The following is a 17,134-nucleotide window of genomic DNA, read 5'->3' as shown; positions in this document are numbered from 1 at the left end:
CCCGCGGAGCGGGATATGCCCCGGCAAGCCGGGGCATATAGAATTCGCTCCGCGAATTCATGAAATCCGCAAGCGGATTTCTGATAAAGCGCTGCGCGCTTTATGTAAGCATTTCCGCTTCGCTCCAATGCTGAAGGGGGATGCAGTTCCCGCAAGCGGGAGCTGCGGGCGTCCGCTGCGCTCCCGCCCTGCCGGCTTCGCCGGGCTGGCGACTGGGGAGTATCTGGCGGGAGTAGGGGGCTGCGCGCCTTGTGAAACCGCTGCGCCTTCGTAAATTACCGCTGCGCGGTAATTTACTTTTCCGCTTCACTCTCTGCATAAAATGGCTCCGCTGACGCTCCGCCAAATTTCCGCGCATGCGCGGAAATTTGATTCCGCAAGCAGAATCCCGCTTGCGGGATTCTGCTTGCGGGATTCCATCGGCTAACGGTGAGGGGTGTATCGCGCTTGGGGCTGTGTAGGGATTGGGAATCTCATCCACCACCTACGCAACGGTTGTGACGGGCCATGGGTATGACGGAGTGCCGGCCCCACTTCGGTGATCGGTGCCGCTGCGTTCCTCCCGAAGCCTCCCCCTATCCTCGAACCCAGTCCAGCATGTTCATTGACGCCCAGTGAGCCTGTAACACGACTCGTCGAAGAGGTGTCGTGTTACAGGCTCGTACCCTTTTATCGAGGGGGACTTTATTCAAATAGTGAATCACTGTACTTAGCTGTGTAACTTACCGTGCCCCCGGCGCCTCCTGCTGAACTGAGGCACGGCCTGGCTTGGAGGCCCGGGAAGGGTGGTCGATCGGTCCACCGTTCGAAGATTCGCATGGGTGTATGAGACTAGGTGACAGGGTGTCAGTGGGCTTCGTCATGCTCGTCGTATGCGGTGACCGGTAGGTGCGGGTGGAGGGGTGTGTGATGTGGTTGTGAGGGCGACGGTTGAGCAGGAATTGGCCCGAGAGGCATTTGCTGCGGGCCAGAACTTGGCGTTGGTGGCCGGCGCCGGGACGGGAAAGACGTCAACACTGGTGATGATGGGCTCGGCGACGCATCGGCGAGGGCTGTACGTGGCGTTCAACAAACCGATCGCGGAGGAGGCGAAGAACCGGTTCGGAGGCAACGTGCAATGTCGTACATCGCACTCGTTGGCCCACCGGGCTGTAGGTCGCCGGTTCCAGGACCGTCTTGACGCTTCTCGTCACATGCCGCTGAAGCGTACGGCGCAGTTGCTGGGGCTGGACCGCGACCTGGCGGTGGGCAAGAGGCGGCTCAGGGCGACGACGCAGGCGCGGCTCGTGATGGAAATGGTCCGGCGCTTTTGCTACAGCACGGACGAGCAGGTGGCGGCCCGGCATCTGGGTCCGGTGAATGGGCTGGATGACCAGGGGGCGCAGTATCTGGCGGAAGTACTGTTGAAAAGGGCTCGGTGGGCGTGGGACGACATCTGTTCACCTGAAGGGACGCTGCCCTTCCAGCACGACCACTACCTCAAGATGTGGGCGCTGACGCGACCGAGGTTGCCTGCGGACTTCGTGCTGCTGGACGAAGCACAGGACGCCAACCCGGTCCTGGAGGAAATCTTCCTCGCACAGGAAGCGCAGCGAGTGTGTGTGGGGGATTCCGCGCAGCAGATCTACGAGTGGCGGCATGCCAAGGACATCATGAGCGGATTCCCGGGGCAGCGGCTGGAGTTGACCCAGTCGTTCAGGTTCGGGCCGGCGATCGCAGAAGTGGCGAATCTGTGGTTGCGGGCCGCGTCATCTTCGATGCAACTGACTGGGCACGCCAAAGGACCGTCGGGGCTCGGGAAAGTCGAGGTCCCTGACGCGGTGTTGTGCCGCGGGAACGCGGACGCGCTCGTTGAGGTTTTGGGCTTCCTCGAGGAAGGAGTGCCGGTCGCGCTGGCCGGGGGTGGTAATCCGCTGTTGAAGATTGCTGAGGCTGCGATCGATCTGCGGGCAGGCAGGCGGACCTCACATCATGAGCTGTTCCTGTTCTCGTCATGGGGCGAGGTGCAGGAGTACGCGGAGCAGGACTCCGCGGCAGCAGAGCTGAAGGCGATCGTGGAGCTGGTCGATACCTACGGGCCGCAACAGATCATCGCGGCCGTGAAGCGCATGGTCGATGAGGAGCAGGCGCGGGTGGTGGTGTCGACTGTGCACAAGGCCAAAGGGCGAGAGTGGAGGCGCGTGCGGATCGGGGCCGGATTCACGCCCCGAGCGGATGAGGCCGGGGCACGGGGAGCGCGGGGAGTGCACCCGGCGGAGGCGCGCCTCATTTACGTGGCGGTGACGCGGGCTCGGGAGGTGCTGGATACGACAGGGATCCAGTGGGCCGAAGCCCAGGTCCCGCAGACCTCGCGCGCGAGTGTGACCCATACCCCGGACGGTGTGCCCTTGACCGCGCTGCCGTTGACCGGACAGCTCCAGTACCCGCGCTCACCGATGTCCGTCTTTTTGGACCGGCACCTGCCGCGCACGGAGCGGGTGGTCGGCGCATACCGGCAACGCTCGCGTGGACTTCCCCTGCGGTGCAGCCCATGGATGAGCGGCGCCCCGACTATGCGGCCCTTGGGCACACCATCGACTACCGACTGCGGTTCAGTCTGGGGCATGGCCCTGGAGACGCGGTCGCGACGGGCGTTCGGCTTCTCGGCAGCCGGCTCCCGATCGACGGAGCTCCCGCCTTCGAGGTGCGTGCGGCCTTGCATACGGCCGGCTTGCAGTTGCTTGCGCGTTTTCAGAATCATTTGGCGGGTGTGCCCCGACGACTGGGCGATGAGGAGCTGACCAGGCTGTGTCATGTGGCGGGGTTCTATGAGGCCGTCTACCGCAATGGTGTCTTCCCCCGGCGCCGCCCTCGCCGACGCGCACACCACCTTGGATCATCTGGCCGCGGCGGTGCCGGCGTACGTGCTGGAGGACATCGCCGAGCAGATGGAGCTGGCCGAGCGGCCTTTCGCACCGTTCAGGCAGTTGCCGGACGAGCAGCGGGTGTGCGGGCCGGTGTTCGCCGGCAGTGCCGACTTGGGCGGGGCTGATGCGGATTTCATCGTCGGTGGGCTGCTGATCGACTGCAAGGCCACTGCGCGCCCCCACACGATCAACCGCTCTGCGGTGCAGCAGCTTGCCGGATACCTGCTGCTCGACTACGACGACGCGTATGGCGTGGATCGGGTGGGCCTCTATCTTTCCCGTCAGGGCGCTCTGATCACGTGGAACGTTCCGGAGTTCCTCGGTGCTCTGGGCGCTCGTGTTCCCTTGTCGCAGCTGCGCGCGTTGCTGCGCGACCACCTTAGGCAGGCACGGCGTTCAATGCTGTTGGGGAAGGGTTGACCGCGGCCGCGGGGCCTTCGGAAGAAGGGGTACCGCGGCCGCGGGAGCCCGGGGGGTTCGGATTTCGTCTGTTCCTGAAGGCCGGGCCTCAGGGGGCGGGGATGTAGCGATCCCTGGGTGAGGAGGCCGCATTTCTCGTCGGCAGCAGTGCGCTGGCGGGGTCCCCCAGTGGTATCCGTCGATCGTAAGGCGATCTGAACGTCCTCCTCCCGGCTGATGCGGGGTGGGGGGCGGTCAGGTCGGTGTGTTCCAGGCTGACGGTGCGGCGTTGGTGTCGGCGCCGGGGGTGGGGGCCGGGCGGGGGGTGGGGGGCGGTGTGCGGGAGAAGCGGGGGGCGGGGGACGGCTGGGGGCGGTCGGCGACCTCGGTGAACGTCGCGCGCTCGCGCAGGGCGGGGTGTTCCGCGGCTTCCTCGGGGGTGAGGACGGGTACTACGCAGGCGTCCTGGTCGGCGAACACCTTGGCCCAGTGGTCGCGGGGGCGGGTTCGGAAGGCTTCGGCGATCCGGTCGCGCAGGGCCGGCCAGTTCGCCTGGTCGCCGCGGTCGGGCAGGGCGGCGGGGTTCAGGTCGAGCTGGGTGCAGAGGGCGTCGTAGAAGCGCGGTTCGATCGCGCCGACCGCTACGTGTCCGCCGTCCTGGCATGCGTAGGTGGTGTAGAACGGCGCGTCGGTCACCGTGACGTTGCCCGGGTTCTCCCGCCATTGGCGGATCATGACCTCCAGCAGGGCCGCTCCGTCGACCATGGCCGCGTCGACGACCTGGCCGCGCCCGCTGCGTGAGCGCTCGTGCAGTGCCGCCAGGACGCCGAGGACCTGGAGCAGGCCGCCGCCCGCGAAGGTGGACAGGTAGGTCGAGGGGGGAGACGGGAAGCCGGCGGCGTCGGCGTCGCTGTCGAGTGCTCCGGCCAGGGCGAGGAAGCTGATGTCGTGTCCGGAGCGTTGTGCCCAGGGTCCGTTCTGGCCCCAGCCGGACACCCTGGCGTAGATGAGCCGGGGGTTGGAGTCGTCGAAGGTCTCCGGGCCCAGGCCCATGCGTTCGCATGCTCCCGGGCGCAGGCCTTCGAGCAGCACGTCGGCGCGGTCCACGAGGGCGCGCACCGTGCGTATGTCGTCCGGGTTCTTGAGGTCGGCGGTGACCGAGCGGCGGGAGCGGCCGAGGGGGTCGGCGGGTCCGGATGTGCCGGCGCGCGGGCGGTCGATGCGGACGACGTCGGCGCCCAGGTCTGCGAGGAGCGTGGCGGCGAAGGCGCAGGGTGCGCCGCTCGCGAGCTCGACCACGCGTACACCGTTGAGTGGCCCCATGAGGCTCATCTCCTTTCCAGTGACTTCCAGGATTAGTTTTGGCGGATCGGTCGGCGATTTACGCTTCGGGGTTCCGTATTGTTTCTTCTTTCATTTCCTCCCTATCTTGCGAGTGCTTTTGTTTTTGTTTTGCTTCTCTGGTGAGGAAGGACGGGAATCGTGACGGTTCTTTACACGGCTGAGGTCGCTTCGTCGGGAGACGGGCGCAAGGGTCGGGTCAGCTCCTCGGACGGTGTGCTGGAGCTCGAGCTGGATGCGCCCAAGGAGGTGGGCGGTTCCGGGGAGCGGACCAATCCGGAGCAGTTGTTCGCCGCGGGGTACGCGGCCTGCTTCCACAGCGCGTTGCGGTTGTCCGCGCGTGAGGCGCGGGTGCCGCTCGGCGAGGAGCCGGTCGTCACGGCTCGGGTGCACCTCGAGCGGGACGACTCCGGTTACGGGATCAGCGCCGATCTGACGGTGCGGATGCCGGGTGTGGCAGCGGAGACGGCGCGGGAGTTGGCGGACCGGGCTCATGCCCGTTGCCCTTACTCGCGTGCCGTGCGCGGCAACATCCGTGTGGGGATCGAGGTGGTGGCCGGCTGACGGCCGGTTCCCCGGGTCCCCTTGGGGGCGTGGTGCTTCCGGTGTGCCGCCGGAGTCGGACGGGGTCCGGCTCCGGCGGCGTCCGTGTGTCCGGGTGTGCTCACTTCGCCGGGGGCTCTGCGGCCGCGGCGGCCTTGGCGGCCTGCGGGAGGGCCGCGACGATGCGGTCCACGGCCCGGTCGTCGTGCGAGGCGGACACGAACCACGCCTCGAACGGCGACGGCGGCAGGTAGACGCCCTGGCGCAGCATCTCGTGGAAGAAGGCCCGGTAGCGGAAGGCCTCGCTGGCCCTGACGTCGTCGTAGTCGTGGACCGGCCGCTGCGAGAAGAAGACCGAGAACATCGTTCCGGAGTACTGGAGCGTGTGGGCGACGCCTTCGGCGGAGAGCGCGGCGGACACTTCGGTCCCGATGGTGGCGGACACGGTGTCGAGGCGCTCGTAGACCGCCTCGGTGCAGTGGCGCAGGGTCGCGAGGCCTGCGGCGGTGGCGACCGGGTTCCCGGCGAGTGTGCCCGCCTGGTAGACGGGGCCGGCCGGGGCGAGATGGGCCATGACGTCGGCCCGGCCGCCGAAGGCCGCGGCGGGGAAGCCGCCGCCCATCACCTTGCCGTAGGTGAACAGGTCCGCCGCCACGCCGTCCCGGTCGTACCAGCCGGCGCGGCCGGCGCGGAAGCCGGTCATGACCTCGTCGGAGATGAAGAGGGCGCCGTGGCGCCGGCACAGGTCCTTGAGGCCGGCGTTGAAGCCGGGCAGGGGCGGGACGGCGCCCATGTTGCCCGGCGCGGCCTCGGTGATCACGCAGGCGATCTCCGGGCCGCGCTCGGCGAAGACGCGCTCGACCGCGGCCAGGTCGTTGTACGGCAGGACGAGGGTGTCGGCGGCCTGGGCGCCGGTGACGCCGGGGGTGTCGGGCAGGGCGAACGTGGCCAGGCCGGAGCCCGCGGCGGCCAGGAGGGCGTCGACGTGGCCGTGGTAGCACCCCGCGAACTTGACGATCTTGGATCGGCCGGTGAAGCCGCGCGCCAGTCGGATCGCGGACATGGTGGCCTCGGTGCCGGAGGTGACCAGCCGGACCCTCTCCACGGGGGCGACGCGGTCGACGATCTCCTCCGCGAGGGCGATCTCCCCCTCGGTCGCGGTGCCGAAGGAGGTGCCCGCGGCGAGTGCGGCGCGGACCGCGTCGAGGACCGCCGGGTGCCGGTGGCCGAGGATCATCGGGCCCCAGGAGCAGATGAGGTCGACGTACTCGCGGCCTTCGACGTCGTAGAGGTAGGGGCCCTGCGCGGAGGCCATGAAGACGGGGGTGCCGCCGACGGAACCGAACGCCCGCACAGGGGAGTTGACGCCGCCGGGGATGACCGTCGCGGCCCGTTCGAACAGCGAGGCCGAGGCGGTGCCGGCGCCACCGTCGAGGGCGGCGGCGGGTGCAGGGGATGAGGACATCGGTCGGTGCCTTTCGCAAGAAGGAGAGGAAGACGGCGGGGGGTGGGGGGTGGGGCCGGTGGTGGGAGGCCACCGGCCCCGGGGGGGGCTGGGGGCGTTCGTCAGTGGGGGGTGGTGGCTGTGCTGTAGGCGGCGTCCAGGACGGTCGCGCCGTGCGGCAGCACCCGGACCGGGTTGAGGTCCAGTTCGAAGTCGCCCGGCCAGTCGCAGATCGCGTCGGACAGGCGGTACAGCAGGTCGGCCAGTGCCGCGGTGTCGAGTTCCGCCGTGCCGCGCGCGCCGTGCAGCAGGGCCGCGCCGCGCAGTTCGGAGATCATGTGCTCGGCCTCGCCGTCGGCGAGGGGCAGTACGCGGTGGGCGACGTCGTCGAGGACCTCGGTGAAGATGCCGCCGAGTCCCACGGTCAGGACGGTTCCCAGCGGGCTGGTGCGGACGCCCACCAGCGCCTCGACCCCGTCCGGGGCCAGTTCCTCGACGAGGACCTCGCCGCCGAGCGCGGCCAGGTCGGCGAAGGCGCTCGGCGCCTGCTGTTCGGTGACGCCCACGCGGACGCCGCCCGCCTCCGACTTGTGCAGCAGTCCGGGCACGACGGCCTTCAGCACGGCGCGGCCGCCCAGCTCGCGGACGAGTGCGGCCGCGTCGTCGGCGTCGTGGGCGGTGCGGCCCTTGGGCACGGTGATGCCGGCGGTGGCGAGCAGGTGCTTGAGCTGCGGCTCGGTGGCCTCGGGTGCGGGCGCGGGGAGCGGCGGGGTGAGGGTGTCGCGGTCGGTGTCCGGGCGGGGGCGGCTGACCTGCCACAGTGCGGCGGCGGCCTTCAGCGCGCGGGCCGGGGTCGGGTAGTCCGGCAGTTGGGCGTCGCGGAGCATGGCGGGGGCGTCCGGGGCGAGGAAGTCGGCGCCGGTGCGGGCCACCAGGATCGGCTTGCCGCCCTTGCGGGCCGCCTTGGACAGGGCGGTGACCGCCTTCTGCACGTCGGGTCCGGCCATGACGCAGAAGCAGGCGATGATGATGTCGACCGAGTCGTCCTCGAGCAGCACGTCCAGCGACCGGTCGAACAGGGTGGGGTCGCTGAGCACGGTCGCGGTGATGTCGACGGGGTTCTCCACCGCGCCGAACGGCGGCACGATCTCGGTGAGCGCGGCGATGCTCTGTGGTGACAGCCGGCTCAGCTGGAGGCCGGAGTCCTCGATGGCGTCGGCGGCGAGGATGCCGGAGCCGCCGGAGGTGGTGACCACGGCGACGCGCGGGCCCTTCGGGCGCAGGGGGGCCTCGAACGCGGCGGCGGCGTCGAGGAGTTCGTCGATGTCGTCGACCCGGGCGATGCCCAGTTGGCGCAGTGCCGCGTCGAGCACGCGGTCGTCGGTGGCGAGGGCGCCGGTGTGGGAGGCGGCGGCGCGGCCGCCGGCTTCGGTGCGTCCGGACTTCAGCAGTGCCACGGGTTTGCCGGAGGCGCTCAGGGCGCGCAGGGTGTCCAGGTCGGGCACGTCCTCCAGGTAGCCGAGCAGTCCCTGGCACTCGGGCTCCTGGGCCAGTTCGCGCAGCACCTCCAGTGCGGTGACGTCGGCGTCGTTGCCGGTGCTCACCACCCAGCCGGGGCGCAGTCCGCGCTGGAGGGCGAGGCTGGCCGCGCCGAAGCCGAGGGCGCCGCTCTGGCTGACGAATCCGAGGGTGCCGGGTTCGAAGGGGACGCTCTCGGCGCCGAACAGAGGGCTGAAGGTGGCCAGGACACGGTTGTTGAAGCTGACGGCGCCGATGCAGTTCGGTCCGATCAGGCGCAGTCCGCCGGCGCGGGCGCGGGCGACGATCTCGTCCTGGAGGGCGGCCCCGTCGGGCCCGGTTTCCGCGAAGCCGGAGGAGGCGATGATGGCGAGCGGTATGCCGGCCTCGACGCAGTCGTCGACGGCGCCGGCGACGCGGTCGGCGCCCACCATGATCAGCGCCAGGTCGATCGGGCCGGGCGCGTCCTTGAGAGAGGCGTAGGCGGGGACGCCGAGGATGCTCCCGCCCTTCGGGTTGATGGGCAGGATGCGGCCCTTGTAGCCGTGGCGCAGCAGGAAGTCCATCGGCTTGCGGCCCAGCGCTCCGGGGCGTTCCGTGGCGCCGATGACGGCGATCGAGTCGGCGTTCCACAGGGCTGAGATCGCGCTCATGCCATGACCTCCTGGGCGGACGCGGGGGCGGGGTGGGGGGCGAACAGGATGTGCAGGGCGTCGACGTAGACGTCGCCGTCGGAGCGTCCGGCCAGTTCGCGGGCGCGGACGGTGGGCTGGTGGAGGACCTTGTCGACGATGCGGCGGACGGTGCGGGAGACCTCCTGGAGGGTTTCGCCGTCCATGGCTTCCAGCCGCTTGCCGAGGCGGGCGAGTTCGGCTTCGGTGGCCTCGGCGGCGGTGGCGCGCAGCGCGGAGAGGGCGGGGGTGGCGCGGGCGGCGCGGCGGGCGGCCTTCAGGGCCTCGACGTCGGTGTCGACGATGCGGTGTGCGCTCTCGACGCTGGCCACGGACAGTTCGTCGTCGCCGCCTTCCTCCGCGATGCGCTGGAGGTCGACGAGGGTGGCTCCGGGGATCTGGCCGGCTTCGGGTTCGATGTTGCGCGGCAGGGAGAGGTCGAGCAGGTACAGGTCGCGGCCGTCGCGCGCGGGCATGGCGTCGGCGACCTGGTGGGCGCGCAGCAGGGGTTCGGTGGCGGCGGTGCAGCTGACGACCACGTCGACCTCGGTCAGCAGGCGGGGTATGTCGTGCAGCGGGTGGCCGCGGCCGTCGGCGGTCTCGGCGAGGCGCTGGGCCTTCTCGGGGGTGCGGTTGGCCATGTGCACGCGGCTGAGGCCGGAGCGGCGCAGCGCCGCGAGGACGACCCCGCCGAACGAGCCGGCGCCGATGACGAGGGCGGTCTTCCCGTCGAGTGAGCCGACCGTGCGCTCGAAGAATGCCAGGCCGGCGGTGGCCAGGGAGCGGCCGGCCTCGTTGAGTCCGGTCTCGTTGCGGGCCCGCTTGCCGGTGCGCAGTGCGGCCTGGACGGCCTGGTTGAGGGTCTTGCTGGTCGCGCCGACGCGTTGGGCGCGTTCGAGGGCCTCCTTGACCTGGCCGAGGATCTGGTCCTCGCCGAGGACGACGGAGTCGAGGCCGGAGGCGACCTGGAACAGGTGGCGCAGGGCATCGTCGTCGTGCCGTACGTACTGGTAGGGGGCCAGTTCCCGGGCGTCGACGCCGGTGTGGTCGGCGATGAGGGCGTCGAGGACGGGCACGGGGTCGGTGTCGGGGGCGGCCTCGGCGTAGACCTCGAGCCGGTTGCAGGTGGACAGGATCAGCGAGGCGGTCAGGCCGTCGGCGTCGGCGATGCGCTGGGCCAGGTCGTCGAGCGGCTTGGGGCTCTCGTAGAGCTGTTCGAGCAGGTCAAGGGGGGCGGTGGCGTGACTGATGCCCACCGCGAGGAACCGGTTGTCGTCCGGTGTGGTTCGTCGCACGTTCCTTGCACCTCGATGGATGACGTGGGGAGGGCGCCCGGCCCGGGGACCGGGCGTGGCGGGGGCGGGTCAGCCCAGGCGGGGCGCGAACTCGGTGGCCCAGTAGGTGATGATCTGGGAGGCTCCGGCCCGGTGGATCGAGGTGAGGCTCTCCACGATGGAGCCGTCGCGCTCCAGCCAGCCCCGGGCGGCGGCGGCCTCGATCATCGAGTACTCGCCGGAGACCTGGTAGGCGGAGACGGGCACGTCGACGTGGTCGGCGATCAGCCGGACGATGTCGAGGTAGGCCAGGGCGGGCTTGACCATGACCATGTCGGCGCCCTCGGCCATGTCGAGGGCGACCTCGCGCAGGGACTCGCGGATGTTGCCGGGGTTCTGCTGGTAGGTGCGGCGGTTGCCCTGGAGGGAGGACTCGACGGCGTCGCGGAAGGGGCCGTAGAAGTGGGAGGCGTACTTGGCCGAGTAGCCGAGGATGGCGACGTTGTGGTGGCCGGCCGCGTCGAGGGCCGCCCGGATGTGTCCGACCTGACCGTCCATCATGCCGCTGGGGGCGACGATGTGGGCGCCGGCTTCGGCCTGCACGACGGCCGCCTGGCCGTACAGCTCGACGCTGGCGTCGTTGTCGACGTCTCCGTCGGGGCCCAGGACGCCGGTGTGGCCGTGGGTGGTGTACTCGTCGAGGTTGATGTCGCCGATGACGACGGTGGCGTCGCCGACCTCGGCGGCCACGTCGCGCAGCGCGACCTGGAGGATGCCGTCGGGGTCGACGGCGCCGCTGCCCCGCTCGTCCTTCTCCTGCGGGATGCCGAACAGCATCACTCCGCCGACGCCGGCGCTGACGGCCTCGACGGCCGCCTTGCGCAGGGTGTCGCGGGTGTGCTGGAACACGCCCGGCATGGAGGGGATCTCGCGGGGGGCGGTCAGGCCCTCGCGCAGGAACAGGGGCTGTATCAGGTTGCTCGCGTGGACCTGGGTCTCGGCGGTGAGGCGGCGCAGGTGCGGGGTGCGGCGCAGCCGGCGGGGCCGGTGCAGCGGGGCGCCTGCGGGGGTGCTGACGGGGGCGGGGCCGATGGTCGACTGGATGGTCATGCGGATCACGCTCCTTGGAGGATCGAGCCGAGGAAGACCTTCTCGAGGTGCTGGGAGATCTCGGCGGGCGGTCGGTGGAACCAGTAGCCGGCGTCGGAACGGGAGAAGATGCGCAGGTCGCGCAGGGTGATGGTGAGTTCGGCGAATTTCACGGCGAGGCCGGCCGGGTCGACCACGGGCATGCCGTGCAGTTCGCGGACGCCGAGGTGCCAGAAGATCTCGTTGGGGATGCCCTCGGCGGGGATGATGATCTCGGCGCCGGCCTTGCGAGCGCGGGCGGCGGCCTCGGTGTAGGCGGTGAGGAACTGGTCGCAGTCGCCGTCGAGGGCGCGGTGGACGCCGTCCCAGCCGCCGGGCACGACCTCGTAGGCGGCCATGGAGCGCTCCAGGCCGTAGCGGCTGACGTTGGCCCGGATGGGCTCCTCCAGCGGCGGCATGAAGCCGAGCAGGCCGAAGCGGTGGCCGGTGAGGGCCGACAGGAAGAACGCCGTCTCGCCGTAGCCCAGCGTCGGTACGGCGGCCAGGTGGCGGGCGTCGCGCAGGCCGGGGTCCTGGCCGGCCGCCGTGATCCAGGCGTCGTAGCCTGCGCGTTCGGCCTGGAGGGCCGAGTGGGCGAAGTGCTCGCTGAACAGGACCTGGGCGGCGTGGTGGCCGACCAGTCCGAAGGGGGTGTTGTCGGGGTAGGTGTCGGCCGGCAGCGTCTTGATGTCGATGACGGTGCCGGGGGCGGCGATCGCGTCCAGATGCTCGCGATACCACTGGTCGAGCAGTGGCAGCCGTCCTTCCACGGTGTGTTTGTGGAACCAGATGCGCATGGCGCTTCCGTCCTCTCGGCTGAAAACGGGCAGGGGAAGACACGGATGGGCGGAGGAAGGGGTTGATGTTCGGGTGGAATGGAGGGGTAAAGAGCGGGGGGCGTCGGCGGCGGGTCAGTGGGTGAGCTGGGGCCGGGGGGCGCAGTCCAGCAGCGAGGCCTTGAGCAGGTAGTCGGTGGTGCGCTGCGGGTCGGCGGCGATGCGGCCGACGGTCTCCAGGGCGCCGCGCAGACGGGCCGGGTCGTCCAGGCCGGCCGTGCGGGCCTCGCTGCGCGGGATCACCTTCTCCGTCACCGCCCGGCGCCGTTGCGCCGCGACCGAGGCGAGGACGCGTTCGTCGGCCGGGCCGTGGTGCAGCCGGGTCAGCGCGCGTCCCCAGGCGACGGCGTCGTGCAGTCCGCAGTTCATGTTCATGCCGCCGGCGGTGGAGGTGAGGTGCGCGGCGTCGCCGGCGAACAGCACCCGGCCTGCCCGGTAGTCGGGCAGGACGAAGGAGGCGAGCCGGTAGGTGTGCGCGTCGGCGATCTGGACGTCGTCGGCGCAGGAGGGCAGGGCCCGGCGCAGCAGGGCGCTCACCTGCGCCCGCTCCACGACCTGGCGGCGCGGCACGTCCGCCGGCATGCGGAAGATGAGCCGCCAGTGGTCGGGCATGCCCAGGACGCTGAAGGACTGCCGGCTGTCACGGACGTAGGCCAGGGGCGCCAGGTCCGGCAGCAGCCCGTCGAGGGGCGTGTGCGTCACCACGCGCAGGGCGTACGAGGGGTATTCGGTGGCCCGGGAGGGCAGCCCGAGCGCGGAACGGACCGTGCTGCGGCTGCCGTCGGCGGCCACCACGTACTCGGCGTCCAGCGGCGTGCGCAGCCCGGTGGGCCCGTCGATCCACAGCCGTACGGCGTCCGTGCGGGGCCGCACGTCGAAGACGGTGCTGGTGAAGCACACTTCGGCGTGCGGGTGCTCCTCGAGCGCGGCCAGCAGCAGCGGGGTGAGGCGTGACTGCTCGGCGTGCACCCGGTAGGGGTGGGCGGTGCGGCCGTTCAGGGCGTCGTAGCCGATGCGGTGCAGGACCCGCTGCTCCAGGTCCCGCCATTGGATCTCGTGCACCTGCCGGCCTGCGGCGCGCAGGGGGGCGGCGACGCCGAGTTCGTCGAGCAGGTCGAGGGTGGAGGGGTGGAAGGTGGAGGCGCGGGAGGCCGTGGACAGGTCCCGGGAGGATTCCAGGACGGTGACCGGCACGCCGCCGCGGGCCAGGACCAGGGCCGCGGTGAGCCCGACGGGTCCGGCGCCGACGACGACCACCGGGCGGCGGCGCACGCTCATGCCGTCCCGCCTGTGCGGGCGGTGAGCCGGCGCAGCAGTCCCGTCTCCTCCGCGGGGTCGGCCGGCAGGCCCGTCTGCTTCAGCGCCCAGCGGGCCGAGCAGATGTTGGAGGTGAGCAGGACGCGGTCGTTGCCCTCACCGATCTGTCGCAGGGCGTCGAAGGTGAACATGCCGGTGCCGGTGAGCAACAGGGCCTCGTCGTCGCCGAGTCCGGCCTCGGCGACCTGGCGGACCAGGTCGCCGGTGGAGACGTCGTAGGGGGAGAAGCGGTCGCCGGCCCGGATCGGGACGACCCGCGAGACGGTGAGGCCGGCCTGCTCCCAGAAGGTGCGGGACAGGTCGGTCAGCCAGGGCTCGTACGGCGAGACCAGGACGATGTCGCGGACGCCGAGGTCGGCGCAGGTGTCCAGGGTGGCGAGGGTGGAGGATGCGACGGGCCGGCCGCCCTTGTCCGCGAGCTTCTCGCACAGGGCCCGGTCGCCGTCGGGGCCGAGCAGGTAGTGCGAGCCGCTGCACGCCACGACGACCGCGCCGAGCTTCAGGCCGCCGAATCCGGCGACGACCTCGTCGAGGCCCTCGTTGTAGGCGTCCAGCCGCTCGCGCAGGGTCCGTCCCGGCAGGACGGGGAAGCGGGAGGTGTGCGTGTTCATCGCGGGCCGGACGAGGCTGGCGATCTCCGGTTCGGCGGCGGCGTTGCCGGAGGGAACGACGACCCCGAGGCGTTCCGCGGATTGCAAGGACATCTTTCCCCTTTTCCGAAGCGTTTTTCCGAGGCTTTCCGGGAATTCCCGAGGGCGGTTTCCGCCGTGCCGGGGATGTCCGGCAGGGGGCTTTCCCGACGCCTGGAACGCTAGGTGGGGAGGGCGATGCGCGGCACTACGGAATCACGCAGTGAGGCGTTCCGGCTGCGGAATTCCGAAGCGCGGAACGGTCGCGCCCAGGGCGGCGGCGAGCTGGGCGCGGCGGCTGATCGACAGTTTCCGGTACATGCGGGTGAGGTGTTGTTCCACGGCCCGGCAGGACACGTTCAGCCGCTCGGCGATGCGCTGGTTGGTCATGCCGGACAGCACCATGCGGGCGATGCGCGACTCGTGCGGGGTGAGCACCGCGTCGGGGGCGGCGGCGGGCTCCTCGGGCTCGCGTCCGGTGAGCGCGCTGTGGCCGTACTCGACGTTCCAGGAGCGGATCCTGGTCCGGGCGATGAGTCCCTGCCGGACGAGGGGGTCGCCGCGCAGGATCCGGTGCAGGGAGACCTCGTCGGAGACGGCGATCACCAGGATGTCGCCGTTTCCCGTGCCGGCGAGGCCGCCGCCGACGAGGATGCCGCGGCCGGACAGCGAGCGCAGGTGCGCGACATGGTCGGGCCAGGCCTGGTGCAGGCGGGATTCGGCGGGGTGAAAGGTGCGTTCGACGACGTACGGCATAGGTCACCTCAGGGTGTGCGCGGCGCGGGCGCCGGTTCCGTTCCGGGTGGCGGTCCCGGTCGGAGGCGGTGGGCAAGAGAGGGGTTAAGCAAGGGGCTAACTGGAGGGGTAGGCCGGGGGGGGAGGGCCGCAGGCGGGCGAGTCTCCGGTGGGGCAACGGCCGACGGGACCCGGCGGGCCGTGGTGTCACCGGCCCGCCGGGTCCCGTCCAGGGGTGGTGCGTGCGGTGGGGTCCGCGGGCCTCACTGGGCTCCGGCGGTCAGCCCCTTCGACGGTGCGGGCGCGCCGGCGGGGGTGGTGGCCGCGGTCTGCTGCGCGGGCTTGTCCACGGGCTTGCGGCGCAGCAGCGCGATCGCGACGAGCACGGCGGCGGTGCCGAGCAGGACGCTCCAGCCGAGGGGCTCGTCGAGGAAGACGGCGCCGAGGACGACGGACACGACGGTCATCAGGTAGATGACGGTGGCCGCGGCGGCGGGGCCGTCCTTGGTGATGATGACCGTGTTGAGCAGGACGGCGAAGCCGGTGCACACCACGCCGAGGATGATCAGCGCGATCACGGAGTCGGTGCGCCACTCGACGGGCTCCAGGCCGATGAACGGCACGGCGAACAGGGTGAGCACGGCGGCGATGGTCAACTGCCCGCCCGCCAGCATGAAGACGGGGATGCCGCGGCCGGCGAGGAAGCGGCCGACGTAGGCGAAGCTGCTGCCGAAGCTGACGGCGCCGAGGACGAAGCAGACGATGCTGCTGGTGGAGGCGTGGGTGCCGGGGCTCCAGGGGGCGGCCACCAGGACCACGCCGAGCAGACCGACGGCCATGCCCAGGATGCGGGCGGCGCCCAGCCGCTTCTCGGAGCCGAGCAGCACGGCCGCGCCGAGCGTCCACACGGGGCCGGTGCCGCTGATGATGCCGGCGACGTTGCTGGAGCCGGTCACCTCGCCCTGGGCGAAGAGCAGCCAGGGGATGGCGTTGCCGAGCAGCGCGGCCACGGCCATGTGTCCGAGGAGCCTGCGGTCGCGGGGCGGGCGCTGCCCCCGGGTCAGGCCGATGGCCATCAGGACGGCGGCCCCGAGGACGAGCCGCACGAAGACCATCTCCACGGGCGAGAACCCGTACCCGGAGATCTTGATCCAGAGGAAGACCGAACCCCACAGCAGGCTCAGGCCGGACAGTCGCAGCAGCGCGCCGGATTTCATGGCGGACCCTCACATTCAGCGGAAGACAGGGGCGACGAGGGGGGGAGGAGACGGGGGCGGAACCCGTCCGCCGACCCGCACCAAGAGCGTCGCCCGTGCCGCTGCCCGGGGTCCAGCAAGTAATCTTTCCGATGAACGTGAAGGCAGACTGAAGCATTCGATATGGCGGTCGAATGGAGCCTTCCGCCTATGGGATCACGGCCTGGGTGACTCTTCCAGCTCCGATTCGGCGGCCCGTGCCGCCTCGCTCAGGGCCTCCAGGACCGCCTCGATCTGGGGCACGCTCCCGCTGCCGGGCCGCACCGCGGCGAACACCCGGCGCCAGGGCGCGTCGTCGAAGCGCCGCACCGTGACGCCGGGCTGGGAGGAGCGGCGGGCCAGCCGGGGCACCAGGCAGATGCCCAGGCCCTGCCGGACGGCGGCGAAGGTGGCGTCCCAGTCGCCGATGACGTGAGTGGCCTGCGGGGTGAAGCCGGCGGCCGCGCAGGCCGCGAGGGGGATCTCCTGGCACATGCCGACCGTGGCGAAGATCCATGCCTCGTCGGCCAGTTCACCCAGGGTCAGCGAGGGCGCCTGGGCCAGCGGATGCTCCTCGGGCAGCGCCACGTCGAACACCTCCGTCATCAGGGGCCGCTTGTCGAAGCGGGAGTCGAGGGCGGGCGCGGCCGGCGACTCGACGGCGATGACCACGTCCGTGCGGCCCAGTTCCAGCAGCTCGAAGCTGACGGGCGGATCGACCTCCGCCAGCGTCGTGCGCAGCTCGGGCAGGCGCCGCTTGAGGATGCCGGCGGCCGGCAGGATGAGCGGCGACAGGGTGGTGCCGAACCCCGACACCGACACCTCGCCGCGTTCACCCCCGCAGTGCTCGGCCAGGGCGCGGTGCAGCCGGTCGATGCTCCCGAAGATCTCCTCGGCGTGCCGCAGCACCACCTTCGCCGCGCCCGTGAGCCGCAGCCGGCGCCCCACCGGCTCGGTCAGCGTCACCCCCAACTCTTTCGCGAGACCTGCGAGTTGCTGAGAGACGGCCGACGGCGTCAGATGCAGCGCGGCCGCCACCGCGCTGACCGTGCCCCGCCGGTCCAGCTCCACCAGAACGCGCAGCTTGCGCAGATCGATTTCGCTGCCGTACGGCTTCGCCGTCGCAGCACCCTTGTCCATGCCCATGCCTGGCGCAAC

Annotated in this window: 14 protein-coding genes; 3 read left to right on the top strand and 11 right to left on the bottom strand. The window is 71.0% G+C overall.

Annotation, left to right across the window (positions count from 1 at the left end; all coding sequences use genetic code 11):
* Positions 1 to 917: 917 nt before the first annotated feature.
* A complete protein-coding gene (locus ACGFSH_RS33550) occupies positions 918 to 2,780 on the top strand; it encodes a UvrD-helicase domain-containing protein (RefSeq protein WP_393355231.1) in 1,863 nt (620 codons plus the stop codon).
* Positions 2,781 to 2,825: 45 nt separating this feature from the next.
* A complete protein-coding gene (locus ACGFSH_RS33545) occupies positions 2,826 to 3,326 on the top strand; it encodes a hypothetical protein (protein ID WP_393355229.1) in 501 nt (166 codons plus the stop codon).
* A gap of 234 nt (positions 3,327 to 3,560) precedes the next feature.
* On the opposite strand, the gene ACGFSH_RS33540 is transcribed toward ACGFSH_RS33545, so the two are convergent.
* Positions 3,561 to 4,628: a CaiB/BaiF CoA transferase family protein gene (locus ACGFSH_RS33540; RefSeq protein ID WP_393355226.1), complete on the bottom strand. Its 1,068-nt coding sequence runs from the start codon at positions 4,626 to 4,628 to the stop codon at positions 3,561 to 3,563.
* A 159-nt stretch (positions 4,629 to 4,787) separates the two neighbouring features.
* Here ACGFSH_RS33540 and ACGFSH_RS33535 point away from each other — a divergent pair, with 159 nt between their 5' ends.
* Complete coding sequence (locus tag ACGFSH_RS33535) at positions 4,788 to 5,210, top strand: organic hydroperoxide resistance protein (RefSeq protein WP_393355223.1); 423 nt, start codon at positions 4,788 to 4,790, stop codon at positions 5,208 to 5,210.
* Between the two features lie 100 nt (positions 5,211 to 5,310).
* On the opposite strand, the gene hemL is transcribed toward ACGFSH_RS33535, so the two are convergent.
* From hemL to ACGFSH_RS33485, 10 genes are all read right to left on the bottom strand, one after another.
* Positions 5,311 to 6,654 carry a glutamate-1-semialdehyde 2,1-aminomutase gene (gene hemL, locus ACGFSH_RS33530; RefSeq protein WP_393355221.1) on the bottom strand — a complete coding sequence of 448 codons (1,344 nt, stop codon included), beginning with the start codon at positions 6,652 to 6,654 and terminating at the stop codon, positions 5,311 to 5,313.
* Between the two features lie 101 nt (positions 6,655 to 6,755).
* Positions 6,756 to 8,804: an acetate--CoA ligase family protein gene (locus ACGFSH_RS33525; protein ID WP_393355219.1), complete on the bottom strand. Its 2,049-nt coding sequence runs from the start codon at positions 8,802 to 8,804 to the stop codon at positions 6,756 to 6,758.
* Positions 8,801 to 10,117: a glutamyl-tRNA reductase gene (gene hemA, locus ACGFSH_RS33520; RefSeq protein WP_393355217.1), complete on the bottom strand. Its 1,317-nt coding sequence runs from the start codon at positions 10,115 to 10,117 to the stop codon at positions 8,801 to 8,803. Before hemA ends, ACGFSH_RS33525 begins: the two co-directional genes overlap by 4 nt.
* A 69-nt stretch (positions 10,118 to 10,186) precedes the next feature.
* Complete coding sequence (gene hemB / locus ACGFSH_RS33515; RefSeq protein WP_329418066.1) at positions 10,187 to 11,206, bottom strand: porphobilinogen synthase; 1,020 nt, start codon at positions 11,204 to 11,206, stop codon at positions 10,187 to 10,189.
* 5 nt (positions 11,207 to 11,211) lie between these two features.
* Positions 11,212 to 12,021, bottom strand: coding sequence for an aspartate/glutamate racemase family protein (locus tag ACGFSH_RS33510; protein WP_393355214.1), 810 nt, complete (start codon positions 12,019 to 12,021; stop codon positions 11,212 to 11,214).
* A 114-nt stretch (positions 12,022 to 12,135) separates the two neighbouring features.
* Complete coding sequence (locus ACGFSH_RS33505; RefSeq protein ID WP_393355212.1) at positions 12,136 to 13,338, bottom strand: FAD-dependent oxidoreductase; 1,203 nt, start codon at positions 13,336 to 13,338, stop codon at positions 12,136 to 12,138.
* Positions 13,335 to 14,081 carry an arylmalonate decarboxylase gene (locus tag ACGFSH_RS33500; protein ID WP_393355210.1) on the bottom strand — a complete coding sequence of 249 codons (747 nt, stop codon included), beginning with the start codon at positions 14,079 to 14,081 and terminating at the stop codon, positions 13,335 to 13,337. Before ACGFSH_RS33500 ends, ACGFSH_RS33505 begins: the two co-directional genes overlap by 4 nt.
* 141 nt (positions 14,082 to 14,222) lie before the next feature.
* Positions 14,223 to 14,762, bottom strand: a complete 540-nt coding sequence (locus ACGFSH_RS33495; protein ID WP_393355208.1) for a LuxR C-terminal-related transcriptional regulator — start codon at positions 14,760 to 14,762, stop codon at positions 14,223 to 14,225.
* Between the two features lie 242 nt (positions 14,763 to 15,004).
* The gene (locus ACGFSH_RS33490; RefSeq protein ID WP_393355205.1) at positions 15,005 to 15,958 is read right to left on the bottom strand and encodes a DMT family transporter; all 954 of its coding nucleotides are present in this window, start codon (positions 15,956 to 15,958) and stop codon (positions 15,005 to 15,007) included.
* Positions 15,959 to 16,153: 195 nt separating this feature from the next.
* A complete protein-coding gene (locus ACGFSH_RS33485; protein WP_393355202.1) occupies positions 16,154 to 17,116 on the bottom strand; it encodes a LysR family transcriptional regulator in 963 nt (320 codons plus the stop codon).
* Between the last annotated feature and the right edge of the window lie 18 nt (positions 17,117 to 17,134).

The sequence above is a fragment of the Streptomyces sp. NPDC048481 genome (assembly GCF_043200075.1).
Lineage (GTDB): Bacteria > Actinomycetota > Actinomycetes > Streptomycetales > Streptomycetaceae > Streptomyces.
The sequence above is the reverse complement of the archived record's forward strand: the minus strand, read 5'-3'. Positions and strand labels throughout refer to the sequence as shown.